Below are 16,607 nucleotides of genomic sequence, written 5' to 3'. Positions count from 1 at the left end.
TGACGACCATCAATTGAATTTCAACTTTAATTCGGAACGGATCTAAATTCGAGATGCAATTTTCAAAAATATTTTTTTTCCTAATTGGTCCGTTCGCCTTAATTATTTTGGTAATGATTTCCTCTCCCTGGCAGGCCGGAGACGGACTCAAGGCTTACCAAGGTAAAATCGATCTCAGAGGAATCCAAGATCCTGATTTCGGAATGACCAAACTCAATGGAGAATGGGAATTCAATTGGCTTCAAGAACCCGACGATCAAATCGAAAATCGCTCCATAGGATTTATCAGTGTTCCAGGCTCTTGGACGAACGAGAGCAAAAGTCATCAAGCCTTCCCAAAATTCGGTTACGCGACCTATCGACTCAAAATCTTTCTTCCCGATGTATGGAAACATAAGATTCTTTCCGTTTCCTTGGGAAGTGTTTCGTCCGCGTATCGCGTTAAGATCAACGGACAAGTGATCGGAGAAGGTGGAACCCCCGGTTTGACCGCGGAGACTACCATTCCAAGAATTGAACCCAGAGATTTTTTATTTGCGGCTGAGGAAGACGAAGCTCAGATCGAAATTTTTATCTCCAATTTTACTTCCACGATACCTGGAATTTTACTTCCAGTCTCGATCGGTCCGGCCCAGTCTGCGAGCGTTTCCAGAGCGATTACCCTTTTCTTCGATATCTTTTCGTTCAGCAGTCTTTTGATCATGGGGATCTATCACATCTTTCAGTATCTTTATCTAAGAAGCAGCGTTTCACCGTTGTATTTTGGAATGTACAGTCTTGTGATTTGTCTCCGGACTTCTTTGATCAATTCAAAAATTATAATGCTCTTTTTTCCGGAAGTTCCTTGGTCCTGGATCAATAAGATCAATCATCTCACGTTATCCGTAAGCGTTCCGTTTTTTCTTTTGTTTTTTAGTTCCGTGTTCGCGCCCTACGTAAATCGAAAATTTATCAATGCCGGTGTGATCTTCTCGATCTTGTTTTCGATCGTGACGTTGTTCGGAGATATGCAATTCAACAATCAGAATATCTCGATCTATCATTATTTTATTTTGATCACGATCTCTTATCTCTTTTATACGATTCTAAAAATCGACTTCGACAAAGAGAGAAATTATACTTATATCTTATATGGGTCCGGAATTTTATTCATCGCGGTTCTCGTGGATTTATTCTACGCCCGTGTTTTGAAAACCGGAAGTATTCAGACTTCTCATTACGCGCTCGTGTTCTTTGTATTTCTTCAGTCGCTCCTGTTGGCGTCCGAAAGATCCCGTAAATTTGCCGAGACGAGAGAGTTGGCGCTCAACCTAAGAACCTCCAACTTAGAATTATTCGAAATGAAAGAACAACTCGTACAAAAGATCGAGGATCGAACGAGAGTTCTCAACGACAACATCATACAGATCAATCGGGAATTGGAAATCGCACAGAACGTCCAGAGAAAGATCTTAACTCCGCTGGATCGTACGATCTCGGGAATTCGATTCTTTTACGAATATATGCCGCTCGAAAAAGTGGGAGGAGACTTTTTGGACGTATCCGAAATTCTTCCTGGAAAGATTCGAGTTGTGATCGCGGACGCGGTCGGACACGGGGTACAAGCCTCTTTGATGACGATGGCCTTAAAGACGGAATACGAGGAACTCAAGAATTTCGAGAATCCGGCTCAGATCTTAAAGGAATTGAACTTTCGATTTCTGAAAAAATTCGATTCTTTAGAAAGTATTTTTCCATGTTTGATCGGTGATATCGATCTTGAAAAAGAAGAATTCACTTACGCGTCTGCGGGTCATCCGGATCAAATTCTACAAATGCCCAATGAATTTCCTTCATTGATTCATAAGACGGGGCCGATCCTTGGACTTTTTGAATCTCTCGAGATTGCGTCCAAGACCATTCCATTTCCGACGGGTTCTCGCTTGCTTTTGTTTTCGGACGGGTTGATCGAAAATCGTATGAAGGATTCCTTAAATACCAAACAATACAATATGGAATTGATTACGAAATGTCTTCACGAAGGAAGAGAGAACAATCTTACCGTTTTGATTCAAGAGATCATTAAGATCGAAGAATTGACGAGGGGAGACAATCCACGCTACGACGATATAACCGTCATAGCAGTGGAATCGTATTCTACAAAAAAAGTTTAAGCTACAACCACGAGTTCACCGGAACATTTTACTTCTCCGGAATCGTCGGCCGCTTCTAACGAAACCGTAATCAGCTTTTCGCCGTTTTCTTCCTTCTTCCGTTTTACCTTCCCGGTGCAAGTAAGCTTTTGTCCCGGCTTAGTCATATTCTTAAAAGTAACTCCGAACTCTCGGATTTGTTTTTGATCCGCCCAAGAAGTACAGAGTCTTCCGAGTTGAGCCATCACATACATCCCGTGTGCGATCGTTCCGTCGAGTCCCGTCTTACGCGCGAAGTCGGGGTCGTTGTGGATCGGATTAAAATCTCCGGAAGCTCCCGCATAACGTACTAGATTTGCGTGCGTGATCACATCCGTTTTGAAAGGAGGAAGTTCATATCCGACTTCAATTTTATCAAAATCAATCTTACTCATATCAAGCCTCCGGTTTTCTGATGAAAATAGACATTTCCGCTTCTACAAGCGATTCGCCTTTAGCGTTTCGAATCGTAGTTTTGAAAGTCATCGTATCCATCTTTCCGACAGTAACGTTTATACATTCTCCCTGAGAAGAAACTCTTCCGGGAAGAATGGGTTTGAGATACGTATATTTTTCTTTGAGGTGAAGAATCCGAGACGTATCGACTCCCATGTTTTCCATGTCTTGCCAAATCTTTGGATAACCCCAGAACTGGATCACGGTTGCAAAGGTCGGAGGAGCAGGGATTTCTTCGTATCCCGCTTTCTTAGCGGCTTCTAAATCGAGATGGATCGGGTTGGTTTCCCCGATCGCCTGACAGAACTCGCGGATCTTTCCTTTCTCTACGTCGAATTCGTAGCGATCCAGCTTGGTTCCGATCAGGTCTTTGGATATTCCTTTTACTGACATATAAAGTTCCTGAGAATTGTTTTTAAAAAAAGGGCTTTCGACCGGATTCAATGTTACCAGAAAAGAAGAATCCGGTCGATGATTTTTTTAGGAAAAAACAGAACAAACGTTCTGTCTGTTAATTACTATGGGACTCAAACCAATTCTTGAGATCCGAAAGAACTTTGGTTCTATCTTCTAAACGTTCGTTCATGGTTTCGTGATAAAGGCCGTCGTAGATTTTCAAAGTTTTATCGGAAGAACCGACCACTGCATAGAAGGCTTCGCTTCCCGTGTAAATCGCGATTGCGTCCTCTTTTCCATGAAAGATATAAATCGGAATTTTGATTTTTCCAGCGTTTCCAAGAATCGGTGTTTCCGAATTGAGAAGCATATTTCCGAGATAACTCGATGCCATTCCATGAACCAATGGATCTTTTTTATAGGCCTCTACGACCGCTCGATCGCGGCTGAGTGCATTTACGTCTAACCCGGTTGGCAAAGTAAGATTCGGCAAAATTTCCGAAATGAAAGGTGCGATTCCTTTTTTTACTTTTAGGCTTAAATCCATTTTAGCCCGGATCGGAAGCGCGGAGACGATCAATGCGTTGAGATTTCCCTGATTGGTTCCTTCTTCCGCATAAAGAGTCACGATCGCAGCTCCCATAGAATGTCCTAAGAGTGTGACCTTAGAGACCTTCTCTTTTTCCTTCGCGATCGCGATGAGTTTGTCCAAGTCGGAAAGAAAGTCCGAAAAAGAATCTACGGCTCCTCGTTTTCCTTCGGATCGTCCGTGTCCGCGAGAATCGATTAAGTAGAGAGCGGTACCGGTTCCGGCGAGAGCTTCTACTAAAAATTCATAACGACCACTGTGTTCTCCGATTCCGTGTTGAACCACGAGAACTCGGTTTCCCTTTCTCCCTTCCTTGGGCTGATAGGTGCGATAAAAGATCTTTGATCCTCCGCTTCCTGCGAAGGTATCATCCTGTAGATTGTAAGAATTACTCCATGACATAGCGAAACGTGTTATAAACGGAAACGATCCTTTGGAAAGAGAAAAAAATTTCATTTGTTAAAAATTCACGGTTCGAAGGGGTTTCTTTTCAGTTGTCGAGAGGAAGGAAACGATTTTCCTGGATTCATGTTCTTATACCGAACGTTCTTCAGTTGCAAGAAGGTCTTGATTCGATCGATTCTTCTTCTGATCTTATTGAATTGCAGTCGGATCCCGGAAACGGAAAAGAACGTGGTCAGAGGAGATCTTACCAGGCTTCTGAAAAATTCCGAGTTCGTTTGTTCGGGAGATACAAATCGAGAGATCGAAAGATTTCGCGCGCATTGGAAGAAGAATCCGGGAAGGTATTCCGGTCTCGGTCCGGAGGGACGCTGGAAGAACGTTCAGATGACGCTCTATGTCGACGAAACTCTCTTTATCAACGAATCTCAAGATTCTTTATTTATTCCTTCCGGAGAAGAATGTTCTCTCACGATGAAAGAACCCTTTTCGGGTTCGAATTCGATTCTATTTCAATTTTATGCGACGATTTTGTCGCAAGGGTCCGGAGAGTTGGCCCCGGGACAATTGCAGATCCTTTCCGAAGACAAAGAAATTCTATCCCACGATTTTAAGATTCGAAAGGAAGAATGGAAAAAGTTTTCTCTTCCTTTGAACCCAAAAAATTTAAACGGACATTCCGTTTTTAAAATCCGTTGGAATTCAAAAAACGGTTCCGGTTTGTTTTTAGGCTCACCCGTTCTATTGGAAAAAGAAAAAACAAATAAGCAGAACGTAATCTTAATCGTGATCGACGCTCTTCGTCAGGACGCGTTGTCTTCGGGAGGATCTCCGTTTCCCACCACTCCTGTTTTGGATTCATTGTCCAAGGATTCGATCGTATTTAAGAATACGATCGCAAACGGAAATTGGACAAAACCTTCCATGCTTTCTTTTTTTACATCCGAGGTGGCGTCTAACTTAGGTTTGGGAAACGCCTGGTTTTACACTTCGGGACAACAGCGAAAGATTTTCTATTCTAAAAAACCTTCTACTCTTCCGAACGCTTTCCGAGATCAGGGGTACTTTACGGAAAGTATCATGAATAACGTTTTTCTAATGGATTATACTTCGGTCGGTGTCGATCTGGGATTTCATAAAATTCAACAGGTTGGCAAAGATACGTTGGATACGGAAGAATTGGTTTTCCGAACGGAAACTTTTCTTCGAGAACATAAGGACGATCTATTCTTTTTACATCTGAATCTAAACACTCCGCACTGGGGATATCGACCGCCTGCTCGTTATTTTCAAGAATTGAAGGATCAAGCCGACCCTCTGTTATGGAAAAGTTTGGACGAATATCAGCAAAAGTATCTGGGAGAAGTTCGTTATACCGACGCCCTTTTAGGAAGAATTTTCGAAGAACTCAAAAAACAAGGATTGTTTGAAGACTCTTGGATCGTGGTTACGAGCGATCATGGAGAGATGTTAGAAAAATCGCATTATTATCATCACCATTTTATTACGGAAACGGTTTACGCACACGGAGAAACACATTACGAAAAGGAAATACGGGTTCCTTGGATCATTCATCCGCCGAAAAGTTTTCAGGATCGAATTCGAAAGAAAGAATTTTCCGGACAAGTTTCTCTTTTGTCCTTAATGCCTACGTTGCTCGGTTTGAACGGAATCGAATACGAAAAAGAAAAACTAAAAGGGAACGATTATTCGAAAGCGATTTTTGGAAAGGACGGCCCCGAACTGGAACCGGTGATCTACACGGAAGGACGATATTCCGAATCGATTCAAACCCAGGCTTTCAAATATCTTCGAAGATATCCGGGTTATGATACGGTTCGAAGAACCAGAGAAGGGGTTCCTCATAAAATGCCCGAAGAGTTGTATGATTTAAAATCCGATCCGAACGAACTCGTAAACGTTGTGGAGAAAAATCCAAAGTTGTTAAACGAAGCTCGGACGATTCTAAAAGACAATCAGCTCGATAAAAACGTTTTTACTCTGAGACTTCCGAAGTGTGAAAAAGAATGCGAACGTGAAATTCGATTTTTTTCGAAAGGTGGGATCTACCGTTTTGATTTTAGCGGCGGCTCTAAAGTATTAAACGAAGATTCAAAAAATCTAAACTTATTGCTCTCAAAAGAATCCAATCGTTCCGAGCAAACCCTCTCTATCAGAACCGTAGACGTTTCTCCGATTTTTCGACTTCAAATTTTGAAGGATGGAAAGGTGGAAAATTTTCGCGTAGGAAAGTGGGGGATCCGATCCGATGTGGCGTCGGGAATCCTAACGGTGGAGCCGGACAACGTTTCTTTAGGGAGAATTCCTTATCGTTATTCTTCTTCAGAAATTCCTTTTTTGTATTATCATACCGGATTTTCAGGTGGACGAGAATCGGCGGAAGAGGCAGCCATGGGTCAGGAAGTTCGTAAGATCTTAGAAAGCTGGGGTTATATCCATCAGTGAACTAATCCTCTGTGACGGAAGTTCTCCTGTCATTTGGTATTACGATAAAGTCAATGTGACCGAAATGAATATTGAATTTTAGTTATATTCTTCCTCCTGATATTTTTGAATCAGCTTTGAGGACACGAGTCTTATTATAAATCTGTTTTTCACTCGTTCAGGTTTCCGCTCCGACTTCGGGTTTTTTTAGTGGATTTGTCTGGAGCTTTTCCAAAGAACTTCAAAATGTAGGAACTCCTATAAGAATCTAACAGCGACCAATCTGTTTGGAAATCCATAAGCCGCTTCGGGAACATAATCTGCGGGAACTCCACCGTTTTTATTACAAGCTCACTGAGATCCCTATTGTTTTTCTTCTAAGATTTAGAGACAAGGCTATAAGCAAAATTGATGTAGTTTTCAATAATTTGATTTGACTAATCAAACTAAATGTGTTTACTCTGGTTTATGGCGACGGATTTGGTAAGTCAGATTCTTGAATTCTATCCTAGGATTTTTTTTGCCTGTCATACGAGACACGTTGAGGATCCGAAAACCAAACAACTGTTGACCGCAAATCAAGTGAGTATTTTGGACCATTTGGATGGAGATGAGCCCGTAAGCCTATTTGATCTGGCGCTTCACATGGGAGTGACCCCCTCTACTATGTCGATCACGGTTTCTCGCCTGGAAGTCTTAGGATATCTCGTAAAAGAAAAAAATCCAAAAGATGGAAGGGGCACCCTGATTCGTTTAACAAAATCGGGTGAGAAGATCAAAGGTAAAAAATCGGTCTTGGATCCAAATCTCGTCAAAAATTTGCTCAAGCGACTGAGTAAGGAAGAACAAGACGCCGCCGTAAAAGGTTTAGGTTTGCTTGCTTTTGCCGCAGAGTTGGAAATGAAAAACAAAAGTCTCTCTCGTTCTTGGTCCAAGAGAAAGTGAAATACTTCATTCTAAAAACAGAATATACCTTTTTATAAATATTTGGAGATAACTTTTATGATTTATACTATTCTCATCTATGTCTTTGGTTTTTTAGTTCTTTTGGTAATCGGCATCTACGGCATAGGGGCGAGCTTACCGGTCGAACATTCCTCTTCGTTAGAACAAGTCTTTCCCGCTTCTACGGATCGTATTTATTCACTCATTCATAATTTTAAAGAATATCCGTCTTGGAGACCGAATCTAAAAAAAATCGAAACGATCTCTTCTTCCTCTTGGAAAGAAACCGATTCGCATAACGAGGTAATGACATATTCCTTTGTTCAAGATCGCAAAAACGAACTCGTCGAATCCAAAATTATGGACGAGGATAAACCCTTCGGCGGCTCTTGGACTTTCGAATTGAGTTCCGTTTCGGAAGGGAGCAAACTTAAGATTACCGAAAACGGAAAAGTATTTTCTCCCGTTTTTCGTTTCTTTTCTAAATACGTATTCGGACATACTGCAACCATTCGGACGTATTTAGAATTTATGAAAAAAGAAATTGAAAGGACGGAGAAGTAATCATGGCCGGCTACTCCGGTAAACCTCTGGGAGACAAACTGGGTTTAAAACCGGGAATGAAAGTTTATTTCAAAGGCCTTCCGGACGAAGTTCATAAGGACCTTGAAAGTTACTTATCCGAAGTGGATCTTTCCAATACGTTAAAAGGCGCTCAGGATTATCTGCATCTCTTCACGAAAGAAACGAAGGAACTTCAAAAACAGTTTTCCAAACTCGTCGATCATCTTGCCGACAAAGGAATGATTTGGATTTCTTGGCCCAAGGGATCCTCCAAGATTCCTACGGACTTGAATGAAAACGTAGTTCGAGAACTCGGTTTAAAATTGGGAATTGTGGACGTTAAAGTCTGCGCGGTTTCCGATATTTGGTCCGGACTCAAATTTTATAGAAGAAAAACGTAATGTGAATTTGAAGGCGCTTGTCAAAGGCAATAGGATTTAAGAATGAATCCGGAACAAGCCCGGCCCCGCGTTTGCGCGGGGAGCCGACCAAAAAATGGAATTTGATTTATTGATAATTTGTTTCGTGCGTTAACACGGGCCTTCTTCTCTCTTTGTTTGCTTTCATCGCTTCCATTAGATTTTTTACCATGCTCGGTTGTTCTTTGAAAAGATTCTCCAGCTGTTTGGGAGCGGCTTTCGCTGCTTCGTAAGCTTCTCGATTGAGAGACCTTTTGGTTTCCTGTGTCGCGGAAGCGGGAACTCGGTTTAGAACGCTGATCTTGCTCAGAGATTTTTTTCTCAAGTCTTCTAAGGATGCGCCTATGTCGGTTAACAATCCGTTTTGTACAGCTTCCGCAGGTTTATAGAGCGCGCCTTCGAGCGCCGCTTCGGACGCCGCAGAAGGCAACATCGTCTGTCTCATACGTATAACTAACGAAGATGAAAGAGGAAGGCCGACCAATGGTTCTGCAAATCCGATTCTTCCTTTTCCATCCACCATGTAGCGGTAGTCGCAAGTGTAAGCGATGATGGCTCCTCCGCCGACCGCGTTTCCTCCGACTTCAGAGATCAGAGGTTTGGGAAAGCTGATCAAGGAAGCAAACATATCGAATACTCCCGTCATAATCTTTCCGATTTCATCTTGATTGGAATTTAAGATCGCGTCCGGATCCAAACCTACGCAAAAATCTCCGTCCGGTCCCGCGATAATTCCCGCTCTGATATCTTGATCCAGAGTAAATTCTCTCAAGATGGAAGCCAATTCCTGCATGAGAGGAAGGGTTAGGGTCATCGGACCATCTGGTACCAATTTTAAAACTCCGATCTTAGAATCTTTTGCTGTAATGATTTCCTTTGCTAATTTCATAAAAGTCCTCTTTGATTCATTCGATTTTTTTATAATTCTATCTCATTCCAAAATTCGGTTTTGATAGTTTTGGATCAAACTTTATTTTCGAGGGTTGCGAATTATTTGATTTGGAATCGGAACCATTTGTTCTGATATCGATTCCTTGTCGATCCGATCTTGATTCTTTATAGATCGAGAGGGAGTTCGATGATGAATTTTGTTCCGATTCCTTCCTGGCTTTCCAATCGAATTTTCCCTTTGTGAAGTTCAACGATCACCTTTACGATCGACATTCCTAAACCGGTTGCTTCTTCGCCTTTTAATCCTTGGCGTTTGGCCCTTGTGAACTGTTCAAAGATGACCGATTGGAAACTTGCCGGAATTCCTATCCCGGAATCTTCCACTTCAATGATTGCATTTTTATTTTCCGCATACGAACGTATGAGAATTTTTCCGCCTTCTTTAGTGAACTTTAGAGAATTCGAGATTAGGTTTTCTAAAACTCTCTGGAATTTAGGTAATTCTATCTGAACGTGAATGGGGTCCGTTCCAAGATTCGCATACAATTTGATTTTGTTTTTTTCGGCTTCGGCTATGTTTTGTTTGATGAGATTTTCTATGAGATGATTTAGATTCGCTTTTTCTAATTTTAATCGATAGTTTTCATTTTCCATCTCTGCGATTTGTAGAAGTTCTTGGATGATATTGAGCGACTTGCTTCCGGCTCGAAGCATCATATTCAGTAATTTTATATTGTTCTGATCGGTTGTTTGATCTTTCATCAACTCGGTCAGACTTAGAATTCCACTGATCGGATTTTTTAGGTCGTGCGCGACGGCGGCAAGCAGTCGATCCTTACTCTTGATGCTATCGAGAGTTTTCTGTTCGTTTAATTTTCTTTCAGTGATGTCTCGTATATAAACCGTCGCTCCGAAAACCGTATCTTCTTTGAGGAGATCCTCATCGTCGACCGTATCGGAGATATGCGAGGTTTCTTTTTTTTGTGGTTTTCGATTTGCGGAAATAAAATGACTCAAAATGGGATATGTTAGAATTTCATAATAACTAGAAGATCCGTTTTCGGTCTTTATCTCCAGTTCTTTTTGAAGCGAACTTCCGGAGAAAGTCTCATCGTAAACCTGTTTCCAGTAATTATGCATCTCCGAACCAAAGTGTTCGACCAGACTCATTCCCGGTTTTAGATCAATGCCGTATCCGTTCTTTATCGAATTGTGAAACGAGTGATTCATCACAATGATTCTGTAATTTCTGTCTACGGAAAGAATCGAGTCCTGTGTGTTTTCTATTAAAATTCTTAGATTGGCTTCCGAACGTTCTAATTTTTCGGCCATCGCCATTCTTTCCGTTACGTCCTTGCAAAACACCGCAACTCCCGTAACCTCTTCTTCCTTTATGATCGGATTAAAAGATAGTTCCAGAGTTCTTCCGTCGATATTGTGATCATGAACAAACTGTTCGTTTTGAAACGCTCTTTCTAATGATTTTTTGAATAGGTCTTTCAGTTCGGGATCGGGAATGATTTCTTCTAAGGTCATTCCGATTCGAATTTTAATTCCGGAAAGTCCCTCATGTCTTCTTTTCATCGCTTCGTTAAAATAGGTGAGAGTGTAATTTTTATCCACGGACCAGATCGCATCTTCGATGGTTCCGAAGATTTTTTTTAGGAAGTCTTCCTTTTCTTTTACGTTCGATTCCGCGTTTACTTCTTTTGTCTTATCGGCTCCGACTGCAAGATATCCTTGAAACTGATTTTGAGCGTCTATAACCGGATAAATTTTCCATTCTACGTTTAAAAGTTCACCGCAGGCATTTCGGATTTTATAAGAATGAGATTCGGGCTCTAACGTATTCTTTACATTCTTTAGAAATTCGTAAATTTTATCTCTCGTGGATTCGGGAAGAAAATGAATCCATCTAGTTGCGTAGAGTTCTTGTTTCGTTTTTCCAAAAGTACTGCAACAACTTTGATTGATATAAGTCAGCGTAGTATCTGGGAGAAATTTGCAGATCAATAAGGGTAGATGATCTAATATCTCCGAAGATTCGGGAGAATATACGTTCCCGATGATAGTTGGAATTTTTGGATTCAATTTTTAAATCCCTTACCTCTCGAAAGTCCTCTTTCATTGGACGAAGAAGTTTTAGGTCTGAGTAAAGATTTATATTATAACGGAAAATGTAATTTCGAAAAATAACATAAATCGCTCAGTCTTTGTCATACTTGACATCTTCTGTTTGGGATTACGATCGAAGAGTTTTTTGAGAGGAAAAAAGAATCAGAATCTGTATTTTAAAAACTCAAAATGTTTTTCTTAATTTTATAAGAGCGCGGTTTTTTAAAAATCAAAACACTATGGAGAGTTTTTAATGTGGTTTTGTCTCTTAAAACCGCGAGGTTTTTTAAACTGAAAAGAGACTCAGTTCATTTTTGGGACCGATTCGATATATTATGGCGGGAACCGATGACGGTTTGAAACGTTGGAAATTAAAATGGAGAATCCGTTTTAACGAATTCTCCATTCCATTTTTTGAATGTTATTTTTTTGGTTTTTTAGAAGAAACTTTTTTAGGCAAAGATTCTTCCTGAGCGAGAAGTAATTCTTTTTCGTAAGCAATCTGACCGTTCGAAGGATGCGACGGCTGAATCAACGACGCGTTCAGATCGTAGTCCGGACGAAATTTGGATTCGATCCATTCTCTAAAACGATCGATAAATCCGAAGATCGAAGGAACGACCACGAGCGTAACCACGGTGGAAAGAATCAATCCCCCGATGATCGCGATCCCCATTGCCGTTCTTGACTTTGCCGCTTCTCCAAATCCCAATGCGATCGGAACCGTTCCCATAATCATCGCGAGAGAGGTCATCAAGATCGGTCTGAGTCGAACGAGTCCGGCTTGGTAGATCGCTTCTTCTCTCGACAATCCTTCGTCTCTCATCGCCTGCATCGCATAGTCCACGAGAAGAATCGAGTTCTTCGCGACAAGACCCATAAGAAGAATCAATCCGATCATAGAAAAGAGATTGAGCATTTCGTTCGTAAGAGCGAGTGCGAAAAACGCTCCCGAGATCGCCGGCGGAATCGCAAAAAGAATCGTGACCGGTGTGATAAACGATTCGTATAACGACGCGAGTACGAGATAGATAAATATCAACGCCAGACCGAATGCTAGGATGATATTCGCTAAGAGTTCCTTAAAGTCTTCGGACTGTCCTTGAAAGTTGTAACGTACGCCCGGAGGAGGTGGAAGTTCTTTTTTAAGAATTTCATCCGCCATCCGAGTCGCGTCCTGAACGGCTCCTCCCGGAGCTAAGTTCGCGTTGACGACGATCGTTCTCGCACGGTCGATACGATTGATTCGAGAAGGACCGGCGGTTTCTTTTCCGGTGCTGATTGCGGACAGGGGAATCAACTTGTTGGCGATATTCGGAACCTTTGTTTGTCCGTAGGCCATTCTTAGGTTTCTCTGATCCGGACGAAGCCTCATTCTGACTTCGTATTCGATTCCTTTATCGTAATATTTGCTGACCTCGTCTCCGGCGATTTGATAACGGAGTTCGGATCCCGCAACACCGGGAAGAACCCCGACCAATTGCATTCTCATGTTGTCTAGATGGATCTGATATTCCGGTTTACCGGCTCTGTAATCCGTATCCAAGTCGGCGAGATCGGAAATCGACTTCAATCTCTGCACAACCTTTTTGGAATATACTTCCATTTCAGCTAAATTCTCGCCTTTGATTACGAGTTGGAACGGATATTGAATCCCACCTCCGACCGCGCTATAATCGGAAACGGCGGGTCTTGCAAACGTGAACTTTTTGAGAATTTCACGAATATCGTCTTTGACTTGGGTCGTGGTACGTTTTCGTTTTTTAGAATTTACTAATGCAACCGCAAGAGTGGCCGCGTTGGGTTCTCCTCCGTCCGGTTTTCCGATCGTAACCGCGATCATATCCATCTCGGGAATTTTTTTGAGAACGTCCAAAACCTGATCCGCGACTTGTTTGGTTCCTTGAAGACTGGTTCCGGGTGGAAGATCCAAGGTTACTAAAAATTCTCCCTGGTCGTTTGCAGGTAAGAATGTACTTTTTACGAACTTCAAAGAAAAAATGGAGAGAATAAAAATCCCGAGCGCGCCTAAAAGAACGAGGCCCGGTCTTTTTAGAGCGACTCTCATGATTCTTCCGTATTGTTTTTCCAACCAAGTTTGAAACTTGTCAAAAGCTTCTACCGCTTTGTTTTTCTTTGCGTGATGATCGATCTTTCCCGCGAAGTAAGCGGAAAGCATAGGAGCCACCGCGAGACCGTCAAAAAGGGAGATCAACATCGCAAACACGACAGTCAATCCGAACTGTTTAAAGAATTGTCCCACGATCCCGGAAAGAAATCCAACGGGTAAGAATACGGCGATCACCGTAAGAGAGGTTCCAATTACGGCTAACGTTACTTCCGTGGTTCCTTTTTCGGACGCTTCTAAAACTCCCATTCCTTCTTCCAGCTTTCGGAAGATGTTTTCTCGAACGACGATCGCGTCATCGACGAGCAATCCCACCGCCAGGGATAAGGCCAAGAGCGTCATAACGTTGATCGTAAAACCCATGACCCACATAAGAACGAACGCACCGAGCATCGAGTTTGGAAGTGCGAGTCCGGTGATCACAGTGGAACGGAAGTTCCCTAAGAAAAAGTAAACCGTGATGACGGCGAGAAGCATCCCGATTACGATCGCTTCGGTCACGTCTTCCACGTTATAACGAATCCACTTGGATCCGTCTCGGATCAGCCGAATTTTCGGCTTTCCTTCCATGTCTTTGATTCCGTCGTTGAGTTTCCCGATTCGTTTGAGAACTTCGTCCGCAACCGCAACCGTGTTACCGCCGGATTGTTTGTAAACGTCGATGAAGAGTGCGGGTTTGATTTCTTTTGGAATCTCGGCGACTTCCTTTTTTCCTTTGAAGAAGTTTCCGATCTTTGCGAAGAAAGAAGTTTTTTCTTCCATTACGTCGTCTTTGGAAGCCCAGAGATAACCGATCGTCTCTTCGTCTTCGGTTCCATCACGAACGGTTCCCAATTGTTTGATTAAGACCGCGTTTCCTACTTCACCGCCGAAGGAAACGATCGTGTTTTCGATTTGAGAAAGAGATTCGTATCTTCCTAAAGTTCGATAAGAAGTTTCTTTGGAACCGGTTTCAAACTTTCCAACGGGAACGTTTAAGCCCGCGCTTTTTAACCGGTTTGCGATGACCACCATCGGCATCTGATAAGAACTGAGTTTGTTTCGATCGAGTTCGATCTGAATTTCTCTTCTGGTTCCGCCGACGATTTTTACAGAACCCACACCTTGTACTTGTTCGAGTCTGGCTTTGATGGTTTCTTTTGCTAAGTCGTAGAGTTGTGCCTGATCTAATTCTGCAAAGACCGCAAGACGAATGATCGGCTGATCCGCAGGATCAAAACGAACCACTTTCGGTTCTCTGATTCCGGTGGGAAGTTTCGGTTTTACAAGACCGACTTTATCGCGAAATTGTTGTTCTGCGTATTTGATATCCGTATCGAGAGTGAATTCTCCGAATACGACAGAAACGCCTTCTTGGTTTCTAGAAGAGATTTTTTTAAGACCGGAGATGGAAGAAAGTTCTTCCTCCATCGGCTTGGATACAAGTTCCTCAATTTCTTCCGGACCAGCTCCCGGATAGATCGTAGTCACGGAGACCACGGGAATGTTTACGTCCGGAAAAAGATCGACTCCCATTCTTCCCAAAGCAACCCAACCGGTGAGAAGCATAAGGAGAACGATACTCGAAATAAAAATAGGTCGTTTGATCGAAAGCTGGGCGATATTCATGGATTACCTCAGTGTATCTGCCAGATAGCGACTTCCTTGATAAAAAGGAAATCACTATCAATTATCCGTGGAGAAATTTTAGAATCTTAGTCAAAATCAAGTCTGAATAGTTTGAAAAGAAAAACAATTCGCGAAGAATGTTTTCAGAAGATTCTACAACAAAAAGGGAATTTGGAACAATCAAAAAAAGGAGTTCCTACCTTTTTAAAAAGGTAGGATTGATTTTATTTTGTTTTTTGGGAACCTTTTAGAATCAGTAGATTCTGCGGATCGCTTGAGAAATTCTTTGGATATTGTCTTTTGTAAGGTTCGGATAAACCGGAATACAATGTCCTCTTTGGAAAAGTCTTTCTCCGTTCGGAAAATCCGAATTGGAAAGTTCAAGGATATGATGAATCGGTTCTTCCGATGCTTTTTGAGTTCCGATTTGAAGAGAACGAAAGTAGCGCTCCACTTGTTCGTAAGCGCCGGGTGCGATGATGATAAAACGATTGAACGTATCCAGATTCGGATCTCCGTACCAAGTAGTTACCGAAGTTCCGGAGATGGATTGAAGATAGACCTGGGCGATCTTTCTTTTTCTTTCTAAAATGATTCCGATTTTGGAAAGTTGTTCGATTCCAAGCGCGGCTTGATAGTCGATCAAGTTATAATCTAATTTAGGTTGTCCTTCCTTTCTTTGGTAAGGTTCCTTTCCTGCTTTCATCGCACGCATTTTCTTTGCGAGAGGTTCTTGGTCCGTGATGATCATCGCCCCGTTTCCGGTCGTAATCATCTGGTCAACGGAAAGACCGCAAACGGCGAGGCTTCCTTGTTTTCCAGGAGTAAAGGTTTCGCTCTGAGCTCCTAAAACTTCCGAGATATCTTCTATGACAGGAATTCCTTTGAAGTCATATCTCTTTGCGTCGGCCACCGCGCCGAAAGCGTGATCCAGGAGGATTACTTTTACGGAAGAATCTTCGAGCGCCGTTTTCAAACCGTCTGCGCTCATGTGAAAAGAATTCTTATCTAAGTCGACGACGAGAGGAATCGCTTTGAGAAGAAAGATGGCATCGAGCGCGGAAACGGGCGCAAAGGTGGAGATTACAACCTTGTCTCCGGCTTGCACGTCCAATGCGAGAAGAGCCAGATGATATGCTGAGGTAAGATTGCTGCTGGAGACGACTTGTTTAAAACGAAAGGTGGAAGCGAAGACCTTTTCGAATCTTGTAGTTACATTTCCCGTGGTCAGATGATCTTCCACGAGACATTCTAAGACCGTTTTCAGGTCCTCTCTAGAAAGAGTGGGTTTGTGAAATTCAATTTCCGTCTTTTTTTTGGGATTCTTTTCTAGAATTTCAGTTTCGATGCTACTCATATCCAACTCAAGCTCATATAATTATATTATGTCGCATTCTGCGCGAAAGAAATATCTCGTAAATTCCTTTTTAGCGGTCCGCAAACGGAGATTCGTATGTACCGGAAAAAGTACAAGAAAA

General features: G+C 42.2%; 12 protein-coding genes and 1 pseudogene. 5 read left to right on the top strand and 8 right to left on the bottom strand.

All coding sequences use genetic code 11. From position 1 onward, the window contains the following. The first annotated feature begins 53 nt into the window (after positions 1-53). Positions 54-2,153, top strand: a complete 2,100-nt coding sequence (locus A0128_RS17275) for a SpoIIE family protein phosphatase (protein WP_069608643.1) — start codon at positions 54-56, stop codon at positions 2,151-2,153. Here the strand turns inward: A0128_RS17275 and A0128_RS17270 are convergent. The 3 genes from A0128_RS17270 to A0128_RS17260 form a co-directional block, all read right to left on the bottom strand. Continuing rightward, positions 2,150-2,566: a MaoC family dehydratase gene (locus tag A0128_RS17270; RefSeq protein ID WP_069608642.1), complete on the bottom strand. Its 417-nt coding sequence runs from the start codon at positions 2,564-2,566 to the stop codon at positions 2,150-2,152. The genes A0128_RS17275 and A0128_RS17270 overlap by 4 nt on opposite strands. Position 2,567: 1 nt before the next feature. After that, complete coding sequence (locus A0128_RS17265) at positions 2,568-3,020, bottom strand: FAS1-like dehydratase domain-containing protein (RefSeq protein ID WP_069609373.1); 453 nt, start codon at positions 3,018-3,020, stop codon at positions 2,568-2,570. 118 nt (positions 3,021-3,138) lie between these two features. Then, a complete protein-coding gene (locus A0128_RS17260) occupies positions 3,139-4,014 on the bottom strand; it encodes an alpha/beta hydrolase (protein ID WP_245667256.1) in 876 nt (291 codons plus the stop codon). A gap of 126 nt (positions 4,015-4,140) precedes the next feature. On the opposite strand from A0128_RS17260, the gene A0128_RS17255 reads away from it, so the two are divergent. From A0128_RS17255 to A0128_RS17240, 4 genes are all read left to right on the top strand, one after another. Then, on the top strand, positions 4,141-6,480 hold the full coding sequence (locus A0128_RS17255) for a sulfatase family protein (protein WP_083244166.1): 2,340 nt from the start codon (positions 4,141-4,143) through the stop codon (positions 6,478-6,480). Positions 6,481-6,909: 429 nt separating this feature from the next. After that, a complete protein-coding gene (locus A0128_RS17250; RefSeq protein ID WP_083244165.1) occupies positions 6,910-7,404 on the top strand; it encodes a MarR family winged helix-turn-helix transcriptional regulator in 495 nt (164 codons plus the stop codon). Between the two features lie 57 nt (positions 7,405-7,461). Further along, on the top strand, positions 7,462-7,968 hold the full coding sequence (locus tag A0128_RS17245) for an LIC10604 family protein (protein WP_069608638.1): 507 nt from the start codon (positions 7,462-7,464) through the stop codon (positions 7,966-7,968). A gap of 2 nt (positions 7,969-7,970) precedes the next feature. Further along, entirely contained in the window at positions 7,971-8,369 is a 399-nt protein-coding gene (locus A0128_RS17240) for a DUF3052 family protein (protein WP_069608637.1), read from the top strand. Between the two features lie 106 nt (positions 8,370-8,475). Here A0128_RS17240 and A0128_RS17235 read toward each other — a convergent pair whose 3' ends face one another. The 5 genes and pseudogenes from A0128_RS17235 to A0128_RS17220 form a co-directional block, all read right to left on the bottom strand. Continuing rightward, on the bottom strand, positions 8,476-9,276 hold the full coding sequence (locus A0128_RS17235; RefSeq protein ID WP_069608636.1) for an enoyl-CoA hydratase/isomerase family protein: 801 nt from the start codon (positions 9,274-9,276) through the stop codon (positions 8,476-8,478). 167 nt (positions 9,277-9,443) lie between these two features. Further along, a complete protein-coding gene (locus tag A0128_RS22490) occupies positions 9,444-10,565 on the bottom strand; it encodes a PAS domain-containing sensor histidine kinase (RefSeq protein ID WP_069609372.1) in 1,122 nt (373 codons plus the stop codon). Between the two features lie 42 nt (positions 10,566-10,607). After that, positions 10,608-11,369, bottom strand: a pseudogene (locus A0128_RS22485) (PAS domain-containing protein); the annotation flags it as partial. 445 nt (positions 11,370-11,814) lie between these two features. After that, on the bottom strand, positions 11,815-15,129 hold the full coding sequence (locus A0128_RS17225) for an efflux RND transporter permease subunit (RefSeq protein WP_069608635.1): 3,315 nt from the start codon (positions 15,127-15,129) through the stop codon (positions 11,815-11,817). 253 nt (positions 15,130-15,382) lie between these two features. Next, positions 15,383-16,486 carry a DegT/DnrJ/EryC1/StrS family aminotransferase gene (locus A0128_RS17220; protein ID WP_069608634.1) on the bottom strand — a complete coding sequence of 368 codons (1,104 nt, stop codon included), beginning with the start codon at positions 16,484-16,486 and terminating at the stop codon, positions 15,383-15,385. Between the last annotated feature and the right edge of the window lie 121 nt (positions 16,487-16,607).

This window comes from Leptospira tipperaryensis (assembly GCF_001729245.1).
In the GTDB taxonomy this organism is placed as follows: domain Bacteria; phylum Spirochaetota; class Leptospiria; order Leptospirales; family Leptospiraceae; genus Leptospira; species Leptospira tipperaryensis.
This window is presented reverse-complemented; position numbering and strand designations above follow the sequence as displayed.

Coding starts and splice junctions, on each gene's coding strand:
- A0128_RS17235 (WP_069608636.1), bottom strand. CDS start 9,276: ATGAAATTAGCAAAGGAAATCATTACAGCAAAAGATTCTAAGATCGGA.
- A0128_RS17275 (WP_069608643.1), top strand. CDS start 54: ATGCAATTTTCAAAAATATTTTTTTTCCTAATTGGTCCGTTCGCCTTA.
- A0128_RS17220 (WP_069608634.1), bottom strand. CDS start 16,486: ATGAGTAGCATCGAAACTGAAATTCTAGAAAAGAATCCCAAAAAAAAG.
- A0128_RS17265 (WP_069609373.1), bottom strand. CDS start 3,020: ATGTCAGTAAAAGGAATATCCAAAGACCTGATCGGAACCAAGCTGGAT.
- A0128_RS17245 (WP_069608638.1), top strand. CDS start 7,462: ATGATTTATACTATTCTCATCTATGTCTTTGGTTTTTTAGTTCTTTTG.
- A0128_RS17270 (WP_069608642.1), bottom strand. CDS start 2,566: ATGAGTAAGATTGATTTTGATAAAATTGAAGTCGGATATGAACTTCCT.
- A0128_RS17225 (WP_069608635.1), bottom strand. CDS start 15,129: ATGAATATCGCCCAGCTTTCGATCAAACGACCTATTTTTATTTCGAGT.
- A0128_RS17240 (WP_069608637.1), top strand. CDS start 7,971: ATGGCCGGCTACTCCGGTAAACCTCTGGGAGACAAACTGGGTTTAAAA.
- A0128_RS17255 (WP_083244166.1), top strand. CDS start 4,141: ATGTTCTTATACCGAACGTTCTTCAGTTGCAAGAAGGTCTTGATTCGA.
- A0128_RS17260 (WP_245667256.1), bottom strand. CDS start 4,014: ATGTCATGGAGTAATTCTTACAATCTACAGGATGATACCTTCGCAGGA.
- A0128_RS17250 (WP_083244165.1), top strand. CDS start 6,910: ATGTGTTTACTCTGGTTTATGGCGACGGATTTGGTAAGTCAGATTCTT.